The organism is Sphingomonas faeni, from assembly GCF_040407565.1.
In the GTDB taxonomy this organism is placed as follows: Bacteria; Pseudomonadota; Alphaproteobacteria; order Sphingomonadales; family Sphingomonadaceae; genus Sphingomonas; species Sphingomonas faeni_F.
The window spans coordinates 366587-382252 of record NZ_JAPZPR010000003.1; the positions used below are offsets into that span (position 1 = coordinate 366587).

The 15666-nt window shown below is 65.7% G+C and carries 13 protein-coding genes and 2 tRNA genes; 9 read left to right on the forward strand and 6 right to left on the reverse strand.

All coding sequences use genetic code 11. The annotated features are described in order from the left end of the window. Window positions 1-12: 12 nt before the first annotated feature. Window positions 13-312 carry a hypothetical protein gene (locus O6Y00_RS08460; protein WP_353442137.1) on the reverse strand — a complete coding sequence of 100 codons (300 nt, stop codon included), beginning with the start codon at window positions 310-312 and terminating at the stop codon, window positions 13-15. Between the two features lie 184 nt (window positions 313-496). On the opposite strand from O6Y00_RS08460, the gene O6Y00_RS08465 reads away from it, so the two are divergent. The 3 genes from O6Y00_RS08465 to O6Y00_RS08475 all read left to right on the forward strand — a co-directional run bounded on the left by O6Y00_RS08465 (window position 497) and on the right by O6Y00_RS08475 (window position 3241). Continuing rightward, window positions 497-1243 carry a class I SAM-dependent methyltransferase gene (locus O6Y00_RS08465; protein WP_353442138.1) on the forward strand — a complete coding sequence of 249 codons (747 nt, stop codon included), beginning with the start codon at window positions 497-499 and terminating at the stop codon, window positions 1241-1243. 139 nt (window positions 1244-1382) lie between these two features. After that, complete coding sequence (locus O6Y00_RS08470) at window positions 1383-2669, forward strand: glycoside hydrolase family 130 protein (protein WP_353442139.1); 1287 nt, start codon at window positions 1383-1385, stop codon at window positions 2667-2669. Between the two features lie 101 nt (window positions 2670-2770). After that, window positions 2771-3241: a VOC family protein gene (locus tag O6Y00_RS08475; RefSeq protein ID WP_353442140.1), complete on the forward strand. Its 471-nt coding sequence runs from the start codon at window positions 2771-2773 to the stop codon at window positions 3239-3241. A gap of 113 nt (window positions 3242-3354) precedes the next feature. Here the strand turns inward: O6Y00_RS08475 and O6Y00_RS08480 are convergent. From O6Y00_RS08480 to moaA, 3 genes are all read right to left on the reverse strand, one after another. Beyond that, window positions 3355-3429, reverse strand: a tRNA-Asn gene (locus O6Y00_RS08480). Window positions 3430-3517: 88 nt separating this feature from the next. Further along, complete coding sequence (locus tag O6Y00_RS08485) at window positions 3518-4297, reverse strand: NAD kinase (protein WP_353442141.1); 780 nt, start codon at window positions 4295-4297, stop codon at window positions 3518-3520. After that, window positions 4294-5322: a GTP 3',8-cyclase MoaA gene (gene moaA / locus O6Y00_RS08490; protein ID WP_353442142.1), complete on the reverse strand. Its 1029-nt coding sequence runs from the start codon at window positions 5320-5322 to the stop codon at window positions 4294-4296. Before moaA ends, O6Y00_RS08485 begins: the two co-directional genes overlap by 4 nt. 106 nt (window positions 5323-5428) lie before the next feature. Here moaA and O6Y00_RS08495 point away from each other — a divergent pair, with 106 nt between their 5' ends. The 4 genes from O6Y00_RS08495 (at window position 5429) to O6Y00_RS08510 (ending at window position 11595) form a co-directional block, all read left to right on the forward strand. Next, window positions 5429-7114 (forward strand): bifunctional diguanylate cyclase/phosphodiesterase, encoded by a 1686-nt coding sequence (locus O6Y00_RS08495; protein WP_353442143.1) that lies wholly within the window; start codon window positions 5429-5431, stop codon window positions 7112-7114. Between the two features lie 25 nt (window positions 7115-7139). Continuing rightward, window positions 7140-7586, forward strand: a complete 447-nt coding sequence (locus O6Y00_RS08500) for a YybH family protein (protein ID WP_353442144.1) — start codon at window positions 7140-7142, stop codon at window positions 7584-7586. Window positions 7587-7700: 114 nt separating this feature from the next. Further along, window positions 7701-9800 carry a prolyl oligopeptidase family serine peptidase gene (locus tag O6Y00_RS08505; protein WP_353442145.1) on the forward strand — a complete coding sequence of 700 codons (2100 nt, stop codon included), beginning with the start codon at window positions 7701-7703 and terminating at the stop codon, window positions 9798-9800. Window positions 9801-9816: 16 nt separating this feature from the next. Next, window positions 9817-11595 (forward strand): DUF885 domain-containing protein, encoded by a 1779-nt coding sequence (locus O6Y00_RS08510; protein ID WP_353442146.1) that lies wholly within the window; start codon window positions 9817-9819, stop codon window positions 11593-11595. A 63-nt stretch (window positions 11596-11658) separates the two neighbouring features. On the opposite strand, the gene O6Y00_RS08515 is transcribed toward O6Y00_RS08510, so the two are convergent. Continuing rightward, window positions 11659-11734: transfer RNA gene (locus O6Y00_RS08515), tRNA-Ala, on the reverse strand. Window positions 11735-11984: 250 nt separating this feature from the next. On the opposite strand from O6Y00_RS08515, the gene O6Y00_RS08520 reads away from it, so the two are divergent. Continuing rightward, on the forward strand, window positions 11985-13265 hold the full coding sequence (locus tag O6Y00_RS08520) for a DUF2171 domain-containing protein (RefSeq protein WP_353442148.1): 1281 nt from the start codon (window positions 11985-11987) through the stop codon (window positions 13263-13265). Window positions 13266-13406: 141 nt separating this feature from the next. Continuing rightward, complete coding sequence (locus O6Y00_RS08525) at window positions 13407-14396, forward strand: NADP-dependent oxidoreductase (protein WP_353442149.1); 990 nt, start codon at window positions 13407-13409, stop codon at window positions 14394-14396. A 275-nt stretch (window positions 14397-14671) separates the two neighbouring features. On the opposite strand, the gene O6Y00_RS08530 is transcribed toward O6Y00_RS08525, so the two are convergent. Beyond that, on the reverse strand, window positions 14672-15640 hold the full coding sequence (locus tag O6Y00_RS08530) for a magnesium and cobalt transport protein CorA (RefSeq protein WP_353442150.1): 969 nt from the start codon (window positions 15638-15640) through the stop codon (window positions 14672-14674). Window positions 15641-15666 lie beyond the last annotated feature (26 nt).

Genomic DNA, 15666 nt, shown 5'->3' on the forward strand with positions numbered 1-15666 from the left:
TTTCAAGAGTTTTCAGCGGCAGATCTGCACGCGGCGGTTGTGGCGCCATTCGGTGCGGCAGCGGCGGTTGTTGTTCCAGTTGCGACGATCATGATCGCGACCACGCCAGCGACGGTCGTCATGACGATCGCCGCGGTGGTCGTTGTGGCGATAGTCGCGGCGGTCGTCCCGATGGTCGCCACGGTGGTCGCCGCGATGATCGTTGTCGCGATACTGCTGGCTGTACCCGCGCTGTGCTTCTGCGGGAGCGGCGGCGCCGAGGCCGAGTGTCGCGAAGGCCAACCCGGCAGCGATGAGATGCTTAAACTTCATGAGATGTCCTCTCGAACCCGACAATCGGGATGCGCCGTTGATACGGCTATCAAGAGACATCGTTCCTGAACGGGGTTGTTGGCTGGCGTACAGGTTCTGCGGGTTGCTTCTCTCTGGCAGGGCTGGAAAGATGTCGCCGATGCGCTGCGCCAGCTAGGCCGCGGCACGCTGGAGGGGCGAAATCATGCCGGATTTGATGTGGAACGCATCGATGTGGGACAAGAACTACGTCTGGGAGGAGGCCGGCGAGGAGTGGAGCCGGCAATGGGGCGGCAGCGAGGCGCAGTGGTTCGGCAGCCTGTATCCGCGTCTGCACCGGTTCTTGCCGGCCAGACGCATTCTGGAGATCGCGCCCGGTCACGGCCGCTGGTCGCAGTTCCTCATCGCCAATTGTGATGACTTCCTCGCGATCGACCTGAGCGCGTCGTGCGTCGATATCTGCGAACGACGCTTCGCGGATGTCGCGTACGCCCGATTTGCAAGCAACGACGGGCAGGATCTGAGTGCAGCCGCCGACGGCAGCTACGACATGGTGTTCTCGTTCGACTCGCTCGTGCATGCCGAGATCGAGGTTTTCGAACGCTATGTGTCTCAGATCTTGGCGAAGCTGGCGCCTAGCGGCGTGGCGTTCATCCATCATTCGAACCGCGCCGATGCCGATCACGACGAAGGCGAACACGGCCATAGTCGTGCGACATCGATGTCGGCGTCGATTATCCGCAGACTCGTGCGCGATCACGGCGGCGTCATCGTCATGCAGGAGGTGATCGACTGGCAGGGGGCAGGCCCGATCGATTGCCTGACGATGTTCGCGAAGCGCGGGGATTATGATGACCGTGTCGCGCATCCGGTGGTCAATCGCGAATTCTTCATCGAGGCGAAGCTGATCGGCGAGTATCAGGCGCCCTACTCGAAACTCGTGCGAAAATAGCGCAGATCCGTGGCGGGGGGATGCTCGACGCGTGAAATGGTCCTCGCGCGACGACGGCTCGGGATCGCGATCCGCCCGGCATCGTTACCCAGTGCATCGCGTTCCATCTTTCGCGATCCCTTCCATGAGGCACATGCCGATGAACGCTGCCGATGTCTTCACCACGCTCGATGTCGAGCTGAAACCAGATCCGTCGCGTACGGTGGTACGCCCCTTCAGCTTCAGCTATCCCGAGGCGTTCAAGGCCGATCGTCCGGCCCGCAGCAAGGTCGTGGTCGACCGCGTACGCGCGCTGGACGACGCCATGCGGAAACGAATGCGGGACCTGTTGCTGACGCCGATGCGGGAGCGCCACCGCAACGTCGAGCAAGTCCTGTTCCGCCGCTTCGAGGAGATGCGCGACGTCATCGGCGAGGGTGAATTCTGCGAGGACGAGCGGCTCCTGATCGGCGCCTATTTCAGCCAGGAGTACGCGTTCGAGTCCGCGGCGCTGTTCAACCCGAGCATTGTTTTGCTGGAGGACGAGGCGCCGTCGACGCCGGGCGCGGTCCGTTTCGTCATGTCGCTGCGGGGGATCGGCGAGGGGCACATCTCGTCGATCACGTTTCGCACCGGCGAGTGGGGGCCAGGGGATCGGCTGCAGCTCGATCCGCCCAGCGCCCACGGCGTGCCGCCCCGGATCGAGCGTCAGGATGACGAGTGGGTCCGGCTGGTGTGCGACGACAGCCAGGACGCGTCGGAAACGGTGATCTTCCCGGTGCTGCCGAGCCAGCGGCAGGGCGTCGAGGATCTGCGCCTCGTCAACTTCACCGATCACGACGGCGTCCGCAGCATCATCGGCACGTACACTGCGTTCGACGGCAAGGATGCGCGGCAGGAAATGCTGCGTGGCGTCGACCTGCGCCGGGTCGAGATGCGACCGCTCGCAGGCGCCATGACCGGGTATAAGGGCATGGCGCTGTTCCCGCGGCGGATCGGCAACCAGTTCGTGATGCTGGGGCGACAGGACAGCGAGAACATCTGGCTGCTGCGGTCCGACGACCTCTACACCTGGGAGACCGGGACTCCGATCATGGCCCCGAAATATCCGTGGGAGTTCGTCCAGCTCGGCAATTGCGGCTCGCCGATCGAGATCGACGAGGGATGGCTGGTCTTCACGCACGGCGTCGGCATGGTGCGCGGCTATTGCATCGGTGCCTGCCTGCTCGACAAGGACGATCCGTCGAAGGTGCTTGCCCGCACCGCGTCGCCGCTGCTGTTTCCCAGCGCCGAGCAGCGCGGCGGCTATGTGCCGAACGTCACCTACAGCTGCGGTGCATTGATCCGGGATCGCCGCATCCTGTTGCCATATGCGATCGGCGACGAATATTCCGCTTTCGCGGTCGGGGATGTCGACGACCTGCTGTCGGTGATGGTTCCCGCCTGAGCGCGCCGATCCTCGCGGGCGGTCCGATCGGTGATCGTGGGACTGGCGATCGGGCCGCAACCGGCTAAGCTGGGCTCGATAGCTTCAGGAAGAACCCGCCGATGATCGCGTATCCCGTCCTGTTCGTCCTTGCCGCCGCCACCCAGGCGGCAGTCAAGCCGGCCGCACCGCCCGCCGTCGAAGCCCCGGCACAGGCCGAGCATGTCGCGATCCAGGCCGCGGACATCGATCGCAGCGCGGCCTTCTACCACGAGGCGTTCGGGCTGCGGTTGATCCCGACTCCGCTCAAGAACCGTCGCTGGCTGGACCTGGGTCACGGACTGGCGCTGCACATCCTCGACGGACGAACCGCGCCCAAGCCGTCGAACCGCAACGAGCATCTGGCGCTGCACGTCGACGATCTTGCTAGCGTGACCGCGTGGCTCGACCGGCACGGACTGGTGTGGACCGATCTCGCAGGCAAACCACGGACGATGCAACTCCGGTTCGACGGCGTCCGCCAGATCTACGTGCAGGATCCCGACGGCTATTGGCTGGAAGTTGGAGACTCGCGCGGCGTTCCGTCGCAGTGACGTAACGCCACGCCATGCGGCGGCGACGTTTGCGACCGTATCTGCAGTCTAATTATGAAGCCCGGGGCGCTCGGATTTCGCGACATATTGCGCGAACCAAACCGGCTGGAAAATGGCTCCCTGAGTAGGATTCGAACCTACGGCCACTCGATTAACAGTCGAGAGCTCTACCGCTGAGCTATCAGGGAACGTTGCCGGAGGCGGCTCTATAAACGGCCGGTCGGACGATGCAAGCGGGTTTCGCCGCAAAAATGTAAAGTCCGCGATAAACCGCGGTCAGGCGATGAACTGTTCCATCGTGATCCGGTCGTCGAGCGCATGCTCGGGATCGAACAGCAGCGTGAGTTCGCGCGCGCGGTCCATGCAGATGTCGACCTGCGCAACGTCGCGGATCTCGCGCTGGTCGGCGACTGCGGATACCGGGCGCTTGCCGGCGTCGAGCACGCGCACGCCGATCCGCGCCTTGTCGGGCAGGATCGCGCCACGCCAGCGGCGCGGTCGGAACGGGCTGATCGGGGTGAGCGCGATCATGCCCGAGCCGAGCGGCAGGATCGGGCCCTGCGCGGACAGGTTGTACGCGGTCGATCCGGCCGGGGTGGCGACCAGGATGCCGTCACAGGCAAGCTCGGGCAGGACGATGCGATCGTTGACCGTGACCTCGAGGTTCGCGGTCTGGCGGGTCTCGCGCAGGAACGACACCTCGTTGATTGCGGGCAGCGTGTGGGTGCGGCCATCGACGCCGGTCGCGGTCATGCTCAGCGGCACGACCTTGAACGGCTTGGCGCGGTCCAGCCGGTCGGTGAGGCCGTGGTGACGCCATTCGTTCATCAGGAAGCCGACGGTGCCAAGATTCATCCCGAACACCGGCACGGGCGGCTTGCGGCGCTCCAGCATGGTGTGAAGCGTCTGGAGCATGAAGCCATCGCCGCCGAGTGCGATGACGACGTCGGCATCCTCTACCGGCACCCAGTCGGCCATGTCCAGAAGTTCGGCCTCCGCGGTGCGCGCGGCCGGGGTGGTGGACGCGACCAGCGCCCGCCGCTCGTACCGGCTCATCCGCCGGTAACGCTCATGTGACGCGCGACGGCGGGGCCTTCGCCGATGCCGATCCGGAAGTCATGCGCCTTCGGCTTGGCGTACAGCCCGGCGTCGATTGCCACATCCAGACCTGCGACGCCGCCATCGCGCAATGCCGCCTTCAGGTCGACCTGATCGTCATGGCCGAGGCACATGTAGAGCTTGCCCTCGGTGGTCAGCCGGACGCGGTTGCAGCCGTCGCAGAAATTGGCGGTCAGCGGCGAGATCACTCCGAGCCTGGTGCGCGTGCCGTCGACATTCCAGTAGCGCGCCGGGCCACCGGTCTTGTGGGCGTCACGCACGAGCGTGAACTGCTGGCCAAGCTCGTCGAACACCTTGGTGAGCGGCAGGAAACGATCGGTACGGTCCTCGTCGATCGCGCCGAGCGGCATGGTCTCGATCAGCGACAGGTCGAAGCCCTCGTCGCGGCACCACCCCAGCATCGGCGCGATCTCGTCCTCGTTGAAGCCCTTCAGCGCGACCATGTTGATCTTGATCGCCAGCCCGGCGTCGCGTGCGGCGTAAATGCCACCGATCACCTGATCGACATCGCCATGCCGCGTGATGTAGCGGAACCGCGCGGGGTCCCGGCTGTCCATGCTGACGTTGACCCGGCGGATACCCGCATCGACCATCGCCTCCGCATGCTGCGCGAGGCGCGTGCCGTTGGTGGTCATCGTCAGCTCTTCCAGCCCGGAGCCGATATTGTGACCGAGGCGCCGGACCAGCTCCGCGACATCGCGACGCACGAGCGGTTCGCCGCCGGACAACCGGATCTTGGTCACCCCGCGCGCGATGAAGCGCTCGGCGATGATCGCGATCTCCTCGAGGCTCAGCAGCTTGGAGCGTGGGAGGAAGGTCATCTGCTCCGCCATGCAATAGCGGCAACGCAGATCGCAGCGGTCGGTGACCGATATCCGCAGATACTTAATCGTCCGGCCATGCGTGTCCTGCAAAGGCTTGGCCGGCAGGACAGGCTCGCGCAGGGGCAGGGCATGGTTCATGGTATCGGAGCTAGGCTCTGCTTCGTCCCGTAACAAGACTGTTCGTGGATTGGCGGCGGCCGGCTCGGCGGCTAGGTTCGCACCGATGGGGCGGGGTGCGATAGAAATGGAAGACATACAGACGGCAACGACGCTGTTCGCGGTATCGTTCCGTCACCGCGACGATATCGCACAGACCTTGGCTGGGGCCGGCTGGCACGGGGTGGTGGTCGGCGATGCGGACGCGATCGAAAGCCGGTATCTCGCAAGCGGTGCGGCGGTCGCGCTGATCGACGCGCGGGGTGCGCTCGATGCCGCGCTGGAGGCGACGCGAACGCTCGGCTCGCTGGTCGCGACCAACGGTGGCGCGCTGCTGGTGCTGGTGTCGCGCGGTGACGTCGAGGCTATCGGCGAGTTCTACGACGGCGGCGCGACGCAGTTTCTTGCCAGCCCGGCAGGAGCGGGTGAACTGGTGCAGGCGCTGCGATTCGCCGGACGCCATGCCGCACGTGCGTCGGGCTGCGTAGCGACGACCGGCGCGGTCGAGCGACGCGGCGTACCCGGCGTTTCCGGGTTCGATCGCGAAGCAGGGGATGCGCGGCGCTGGATCGCCGACCGGATCGCCGCGGACCGGCCGGTGGCGGTGGTGCTGGCGTCGCTGTCGCGACTGGATATCGTCAACGCAGCGCATGGCCGTCCCGCGGTCGACGCGCTGATCGAGACCGCGGTGCGCCGTGCGCAGACGGTTGCGCTGGAGGCGGTCGGCGTGGACGCGATCGTCGCGTGGCTGGGCGGCGCGGAGTTCGCGTTGATCGTCGAGGCATCGGGCCCCGCAGTTACCGCGGCGATCACCGCGCTCGACGCGGCGCTGGCCCGCCCGTTCCCGGTCGCCGACGCGTTCGCCGTGCTGGGCTGCCGGTTCGGCGTGGCGCAACGCCAGCCCGGCGACGACGCATCGGCACTACTGCGACGCGCCAGCGGTGCGCTGGCCGATGCGAAGGCGAGCGATGGCGCGGTGCTGCACGTCGCGCTGCCGGACGGCGTCGCGCCGGTCGACGCGCTCGCGATCGATCTGCACCACGCGATCGAGCTCGACGAGATCGACATACGCTGGCAGCCGCAGGTCGAGATCGCGAGCGGCAAAATCACCGGGGTCGAGGCACTGGCGCGCTGGGATCACCGCAAGCTCGGGCCGCTCGGTGCGGATACGCTGTTCGCCGCCGCCGACCGTGCCGATCTCGGCATCGCCCTGTCGGATCACATCCAGCGTCTGGTGCTGACGCGCGCGGTGGCATGGCCGGCGGCGCTCGGCACGCTCCGGGTCTCACTCAACCTGACCGCCGCCGACATCGCCCGGCCGGGCTTTGCCGCGTTGTTCCTCGCCCGGATCGACGAGAGCGGTTTTCCGCGCGGCCGGCTGACCGTGGAGATTACCGAGACGGGGCTGATCGAGGACCTGTCGGTGGCGTCCACGTTGCTGGCGGAACTGCGCGGGGCGGGGTGCCGCGTGGCGATCGACGATTTCGGAACCGGCTATTCGAGCCTCGCCTATCTGAAATCGTTGCCGATGGACTATGTGAAGATCGACAAGTCGCTGGTCCGCGACATCACGGGCAGCGCGCGCGACCGGGTCGTGGTCGCGGGGGCGATCACGATGGCGCGCTCGCTGGGGCTTGCGGTGATCGCCGAAGGCGTCGAGACGCCGGCGCAACTCGAACTGCTCGCGGCGGGCGGGTGCAGCCTGTACCAGGGGTTTCTGCTGTCCGAGCCGGTCGGCGAGGCGGCGCTACTCGAACTGATGGCGCGCGAGTGAGCGGTTCAACAATCGGGGAATGACGATGCACACTCTGTTCCTGGTAGCGATGATGGCGCCGATCGCGGTCGTGACGACCGCCGCCACGCCCGTGGCGATTCCGTTGGAGACCGCGATCCGCCAGACGATGGCAGCGAGCGCGGCGGGCTGGAATGCCGGCGATCTTGCCCGGTTCATGGCGGTGTATGCCGATGACGCGGTGTTCGTGACGCCCAAGGGCCTGTTGCGCGGCAAGAGTGCGATCGCCGACAAGTATCGGCCGAGCTTCCGGCCGGGGACGATGGGCGCCGGCAATAGCCGAGGCACGCTGTCGTTCGCATTCCTCGAGATGCGCGGGATCGATCCGGCGCACGCCATGCTGATCGCGCGCTGGACGCTGACCGGGTCTTCGACGGTCGAAACCGGCATGACCAGTCTCGTCTTCGAGCGGCGCGGCGGTGCATGGAAGATCATCGCGGACCACAGTAGCTGACGCAGGCAGGATGCCGAGGGTACGGAAGGCGCGCTGACATTTTTTCGTCGACTGGCTTACCGGAGTGCACCCGCGGGGCGTAAGGTCGGCTGGACGAACCGAGAAAGAGTGACGATGCCCTTCCGCCTGCCGCTAATTGCCGCCCTGGCCCTTTCCACCACCGCGATCGCCCAGACCGCCGCGATCGATCCGAACGCCTATCTCGAGGACATTCACGGCGCGCGTGCGCTGGAAACCGTCAAGCGGTGGAACACGCGGTCGCTGGCGGCGCTGGAGGCGAAGCCGGACTATGCGCGCTATCGGCAGCGGGCGCTCGATCTGTTGCAGGATGCGCGGCAGATCGCGACGCCGGACCAGGTGCTCGGCGATCAGGTCGTGAACCTGTGGCAGGACAAGGCCAACCCGCGAGGGCTGTGGCGGGTCGCTTCGCTCGCGTCGTTTACCAGCGGCAAGCCGGTGTGGCGGACGCTGGTCGACGTCGACGCGCTGGGCAAGGCCGAAGGCAAGAGCTGGGTGTGGAAGGGTGCGACCTGTCGTGCGCCGTCATATGATCGCTGCATGGTCGCACTGTCGAACGGCGGCGGCGATGCGGTGGTCGAGCGCGAGTTCGACATTCCATCGGGCAAGTTCGTGACCGACGGCTTCGTCGTGCCGATGTTCAAGACCGGGGTGAACTGGGCGGGACCGGACGCGCTGTACGTTGCGACCGATTTCGGACCGGACAGCCTGACAACGTCGGGCCTGCCGCGGACCGCCAAGCTGTGGCGGCGTGGCACGCCGCTGACCGCCGCGACCGAGATCGCGAGCGCGGCGCGAACCGACGTGGGGATCGATACGACCGTCTTCACCGAGGGCGAGCGGCGTTACGCATTGGTGGCGCGCGATACGGACTTCTTCCATTCGAAGCGCAGTCATATCGCCACTGACGGGCGGCTCGTGGCGACGCCATTGCCCGACGATGCGGTGATCGACACCGTGCTCGACGGCCGGCTGATCGCAACGCTGTCGTCCGACTGGCGCGGTATTCCGGCGGGAGCGGTGGTGGCCTATTCGATCGCCGACCTGCTGGCGGGTCGGTCGCCGGCCATCGAGCGCGTGCTGGTCCCGACCTCGACCCAGGCGGTCGAGCAGGTCGATTCGAGCAAGTCGGTGCTGTGGGTGAAGATGCTCGACGACGTGTCGGGGCGACTGGTGTCTTTAACGCGCGGTGCGGACGGGTTCTGGACGCAATCGGTTTCGGTGTTGCCGACCGCGTCGACGATCCACTTGGAGGCGACCGCAGGCAAGGACGACCTGGCGTTCGCGATGGTCGAGGGGTTTCTGAGCCCACCGGCGCTCTACGCGGTTCGTCCGAACGCGAAGCCAGTCGCCGTCGATACGTTGCCGGCACGGTTCGACGCGTCGACGATGCAGGTCGAGCAGCGGTTCGCGACCTCGAAGGATGGCACGAAGATCCCCTATTTCCTGGTGCGCAAAAAGGGTTCGACCGGTCCGGTGCCCGCTTTGGTCCATGCGTATGGCGGTTTCCGCAACGCGCAGACGCCGACCTATCTGGTCGACCAGCCCTATCGCTCGGGCCCCGCCGGGTTGTTCTGGGTCGAGGAGGGCAACGCCTTCGTGCTCGCCAACATCCGTGGCGGCGGCGAATATGGCCCGCGCTGGCATCAGGCGACGCTGCGCGAGAACCGGCAAAAAGCGTATGACGATCTCCATGCGGTGGGCGACGATCTGGTGCGGACCGGGGTTAGCGCCAAGCGGAGGATAGCGGTATCGGGCCGATCGAACGGCGGTCTGTTGGTCGGCGTCGCGATGGAGCAGCGCCCCGATCTCTACGGCGCGATCGTGATGGGATCGCCGTTGCTCGACATGCGAAACTATTCGCATTTGTCGGCTGGCGCATCGTGGATGGGTGAATATGGCGACCCGGACAAGCCCGCCGACTGGGCGTTCATCTCGCGATATTCGCCGTACCAGAACCTAAGGCGCGGCGTGAAATATCCGACACCGTTCATCTACACCTCGACCGAGGACGACCGCGTCCACCCCGGCCACGCGCGCAAATTCGCGGCGCGACTGGAGGCGTACGGCGATCCGTTCTTCTATTACGAGAACCCGGAGGGTGGTCATGCCGCCGGTGCCGACAAGATCGAGGACGCCAAGCGTGCTGCGCTCGTCACCGTCTATCTGAACGCGCAACTCGCGCCACAACGCTGATCGTCAGGAATTCATGATGCGCAATTTCCGTCTTCTGCTCGGCGCCGCGATCCTGGCGCTGCCCGTGTCGTCGATTCCGGCGTCGGCGTCCCCCGCGCAGGCTCAGACGAGCGCATTCGCGTCGCTGTCGAAGCGCTATGTCGACGGCCTCGCCCGGCTCAATCCGTCGTCGGCGACCGGGCTTGGCGATCACCGGTACGACACGCAGGTCACCGATATGTCGCCGGCTGGACGTGCCAGGCGCGAGGCCTTCTCGAAAGCGATGCTCGGCGATCTCCAGCGCATCGACCGCAAGACCCTGTCGCGCGAGGAACAGGTCGATGCGGCGCTGCTCGACAACGCGCTGCGCTACGACATCTGGGATACCGAGACGCTCGGCGGGTGGGCGTGGGACCCGCAGGTCTATAACGACATCGCCGGCAGCTCGCTCTATTCGCTCGCCGCGCGCGATTTCGCGCCGTGGCCGCAGCGCCTGAACGCGGCGACCGCGCGGATGGAGGCGTTGCCGGCGCTGCTGGCGCAGGCGCGCGCGAACATCGTGGTCGCGCGCGTGCCGTCGATCTACGCCACGACGGTCGCCAAGCAGAACAGCGGCATCGTCGATATCGCCGAGAGCATGCTCGCGCCGCATCGCGGGGAGCTGTCGGCGGCGGACGCCAAGCGGTTCGACGCGGCGCTCGCCAAGCTCAAGACCGCGGTCGCCGAGCATCAGGTGTGGCTCGACAAGACGCTCGTACCCGGCGCTCGGGGCGACTTCCGTCTGGGCGCGGCACTGTACGACAGGAAGCTCGCCTTTGCGCTCCAGTCGGACCTGACGCGCGCCGAGATCAAGCAACGCGCACAGGCTGCGATCGTCGATACGCGCGCGCAGATGTATGCGATCGCGCGTCAGGTGCTCGGCGCCAAGCCCGGCGCGGTGCTGCTCCCCGAGCGCCCGACCGACGCGCAGCAGCAGGCCGGGATCCAGGCCGCGCTGGCGCTCACCTATGCCAAGCGCCCGGCGCGTGACGGCATGATCGACGCGTCGACCAAGGCCCTGGCGCAGGCGACTGCGTTCGTTCGCGACAAGGGACTGGTCGGAATGCCCGACGGTCCGGTCAAGATCATCACGATGCCCAAGTTCCAGCAGGGTGTCGCGGTCGCCTATTGCGACTCGCCGGGGCCATTGGAGAAGGGGCTAGGGACGTTCTTCGCGGTGTCGCCGGTGCCGGACGACTGGACCCAGACGCAGGCGACGTCGTTCCTCAGCGAATATAACGATTATATGATCCACGACCTGGCGGTGCATGAGGCGATGCCGGGCCATTTCCTCCAGCTCGCGCACGCCAACGCCACGCAGTCGACGCTGCGCGCGGTGCTCGGTTCGGGGCCGTTCATCGAGGGCTGGGCGGTTTATGCCGAGGGCATGATGGCGGACGAGGGTTTCATGAACGGCGATCCGCTCTTCAAGCTGACCGTGCTGAAGATGCGGCTGCGCTCGATCTCGAACTCGCTGCTCGACATCGGCATCCACACCGAAGGCATGACGCGCGAGCAGGCGATGCAACTCATGACGCACACCGCGTTTCAGCAGGAGCGCGAAGCGGCGGGCAAATGGGTTCGCGCGTCGCTCGGCTCCACTCAGTTGCTGAGCTACTTCACCGGCTATTCCGAGCATATGGCGTTGCGCGACGAGGCGAAGAAGCGCCAGGGTGCGGCGTTCGACCTGAAGCGGTACAACGACGAACTGCTGAACCACGGTTCGCCCCCGGTGCGCTATGTCCGTGAACTGCTGTTCAACCTGCCGATCGGCTGATCGCACGCACCCTTTGCGGTCTGAGGGCAGGGCGTGGCGGCATAAACCATCGGCAACGCGCGCTGGTGGAGCCGAAGGGAATCGAACCCTTGACCTCTGCAGTGCGATTGCAGCGCTCTCCCATCTGAGCTACGGCCCCGCGCGGTTGGCCATTGGCCATGATCGAGCCATTAGCCCGTCGTTTTCGGCGATGCAACCGGTCCGCTCGCCCCGCCCGACCTTGCGCCTAGAACGTGCGCGCGCGGGTCGTCGCGGTGGCGGGGCGTATCGACGTTACACGCGCGTAACCACAGGAACATAAGCGGTTTTCGACGCTTGTATCGCTCGGACTGTACGACGTCGCAATCGACGACGCCGGCAACCGCAGGACGTTACAATAGGAGTTTCCTATGGCTTACGAACGGTATACCCGCGACCCCAATTCCAGCGATTATTACGGTCGCCCCAACTCGCAGGATTATGGGCGCGATTTCCGTACCGATGGCGGCGGCTATGGCCGCTCCGGCGCACGCGAATATGAAGCCGCCGGCGAATATGACCGCGACGACCGCACCGATCGCTCCGCAGGCGACAGCCGCCCCCGCAGCGGCAATTACGGCCGCGGCGACAATTACGGACGCAGCGACACTTACGGCCGGGACTACGCGTCGCAGGACCGTGGCGGCCGTGGTTCGTACGGAAACTATCAGCCGAACGATCGCGGCGGCTCGCAGCAGCCCTATGGCAGCAGCAGCGAGTATCATGGCAGCTATGCCTCGGACGGCCGCCGTTTCGCGGACGTAGGCCCCAATCGCCACGCCGATGACGACTATCGCAATCAGGGGCGTAATCGAGACTATCAGGAACGCGGTCAGGACTTCAATCGCGGCGGACGTGCTCCCGACCGTGGTGGTCAGGACCGTGGTGGGCCGCAGGGTGGCTATGGTCGCCAGCCGCAGGGCTATGACTATGACGATCGCGGTTTCATTGCCCGCGCCGGTGACGAAGTGCGATCGTGGTTCGGTGACGACGAGGCGGAGCGCCGTCGCGAGGCGGATGCACGGTATGACGAGCGCTACGACCGGCAGCAGGGCAGCCGTTCCTCGCATCCCCATGACGATCATTATCATGGCTGGCGGAGCACGCAGATCGCGGCGCTCGACCGCGACTATGACGAGTATCGCAACGAGAACCGCTCGAAGTTCGAGAACGAGTTCTCGTCATGGCGTACCGAGCGCCAGGGCCAGCGTAACTCGCTGTCGCAGGTTACCGAGCATATGGAAGTCGTTGGGTCTGACGGCAGCCATGTCGGCACAGTCGACAAGGTGAAGGGCGACCGGATCCTGCTGACCAAGAACGACCGCGATGCGGGCGGCGTGCATCACTCGATCCCGTCGCGCTGGATCAAGACCGTTGACGGCAAGGTGACGCTGTCGAAGTCGGCCGATGAGGCTAAGGCGGCGTGGAAGGAAGAAGAGCGCAACTCGGCGATGTTCGAGTACGGTGATCGCACCGGCGGCGACAAGAAGGATGCCGGCACTAGCGGTTATGCTTCGAGTTCGCAGACTGGCAGCACGGCGACCGGCACGGCATCGGGCACCGGCACGACCACCGGCAGCACGACGACCGGCGGTACGACCACTGGCACGACGTCGGACACGCTCGGCAAGTCGGGTTCGACCACGTACTAACTGGTTGAAAGCGTTGGCTGGCGTCGCATGATGTCAGCCGAACAGGGGCTCGGGCGGAAACGTCCGGGCCTTTTTGCAGGTTGCGTTGAGTGTGCGTTTCGCCATACCCGCAACACGAATAATCAAGACAGGAGCAAGTTTATGGCCCGTGCATGGAGCCTGAAGGCACGTCCGCAAGGCATGCCGAAGCATACCGACTTCGCCATGATCGATCTCGACACGGCCGCGCTCGGCGCCGGCGAGGTGCGGATCGCTAATCGCTGGCTGTCGGTCGACCCGTACATGCGCGGGCGGATGAACGACGTGAAGAGCTATGTCCCGCCGTTCGCGCTGGGCGAGGCGATGCAGGGCGGCGCGGTCGGCGAAGTGGTCGAGAGCAATGACGACGGCATCAAGGTCGGCGACATGGTGCTGCACATGGCGGGCTGGCGCGACGAGGCGGTGGTGCCGGCCGCGCAGGTGCAGAAGCTGCCCGCGCTCGATGTGCCTCCGCAGGCGTTCCTGGGTCAGCTCGGCATGCCGGGGATGACCGGGTATTTCGGCCTGCTCCAGGTTGCCGAGGCGAAGGCTGGAGATACGGTGTTCGTGTCGGCGGCGGCGGGTGCGGTCGGATCGACGGTCGTGCAGGTCGCCAAGGCCAAGGGCATGACGGTGATCGGCTCGGCCGGCGGCGCGGAAAAGTGCGCGTGGGTGAAGTCGCTCGGTGCGGATGCGGTGATCGACTATAAGAGCGATGTGCCGGTGGTGAAGGCGCTTGGCGAGGCTGCTCCGAAAGGTATCGACGTGTATTTCGATAACGTCGGCGGCGAGCATCTCGACGCGGCGCTGGCACATGCGAATATGCACGCGCGGTTCGCGGTATGCGGGATGATCGACGTGTATAACAGCGGCGCGGCGACGCAGCTGAAGTACCTCGCGCGGCTGATCGGTAACCGCGTGCAGATCCGCGGGTTTATCGTCAGCGATTACATGAATCGCGCCGAGGAGTTCTACAAGGACATGGGCGGCATGCTGGCGGCGGGGACGCTGAAGCGGCAGGAAACGGTGCACGAGGGGCTCGAGACGATGCCGGATGCGTTTCTTGGGCTGTTCTCGGGTGGGAATATGGGGAAGATGCTCGTCAAGGTTTGAGCTGCTCTTCGATCCTCCCCCGCCAGGGGGAGGTGGCACCGAAGGTGACGGAGGGGGAGGAACGCGCAACACAGTTATCCCTTACCTCCCCCTCCGTCTGGCAAGGGCCAGCCACCTCCCCCTGGCGGGGGAGGATGCAGTAGAGGACGGCTGCATCCCCGCGTCACCCCGGACTAGTTCCGGGGTCTACCGTGCCGCGTATCGACGGTCGGCGAGTATGCGGATCGGTGGATGCCGGAACGAGCCCGGCATGACGGAGTGGGTGATCGGTTCCGCTACAGCCACTTCGCCTGTTTGAACTTCACGTACAGCGCGGCGCAGACGACACCGATCACCGCCAGCACGACGAAATACCCGTATTCCGTCTTCAGCTCGGGCATGTTCTCGAAGTTCATGCCGTAGATCCCGGCGATCGCGGTGGGGACGGCGAGGATCGCGGCCCAGGCGGCGAGCTGGCGGGTGATGGCGCCGGTGCGTTGTTGTTCGAGCAGATTGCTGAATTCGAACACCGAGGTCAGCACTTCGCGCAGGCCCTCGACCATCGTCTGCACGCGGCGGACGTGGTCGAGCACGTCGCTGAAATACGGTTTTGCCTCGGTGTCGATGCACGGCAGGTCGAGGCGGACGATCTTGCTCGCGACCTCGCCCATCGGTCCGAGGATACGCTGGAAGCGGATCATCTCGCGCCTCAACCCAAAGATGCGGACGATCTCGTCGCGGCCTAGGAAGGCGTCGATCGTGCGTTGCTCCATCGCCAGCACCTCGTCCTCGATGCTCTCGACGATCGGGAGATAGCCGTCGACGACGTAATCCAGAATTGCGTGGAGGACGTAGTCGACGCCGTTTATCAGCAGCGTCGGTGCGGCTTCGAGTTGTTCGCGGAGTGCCTTGTGCGAGCGCGCCGAGCCGTGGCGGACGCTGATGATGTGGCTGTGGCCGACGAAGATCGCGGTTTCGCCGTATGCGATCTTGTCGTCCTCGAGCTGCGCGGTACGGGCTACGACGAACAGCTGGTCGCCATAGACGTCGACCTTGGGCAGTTGGTCGGCCTTGATCGCGTCCTCCACCGCCAGCGGGTGGAGGTTGTACTGGTGCTTGAGCGTCCGCATCTCGGCGTCGGTCGGGTCGCAGATGCCGATCCAGACGAACTCGGAACGATCCGCAGGGCAATCGACCTTTTCGTCGATCGAGACCGCGCGGACGCGCTTGCCATGGCGATAGAGATACGCGGCGACGACCGTCATGGAGCCTCGAGGATTACGCGGACTGG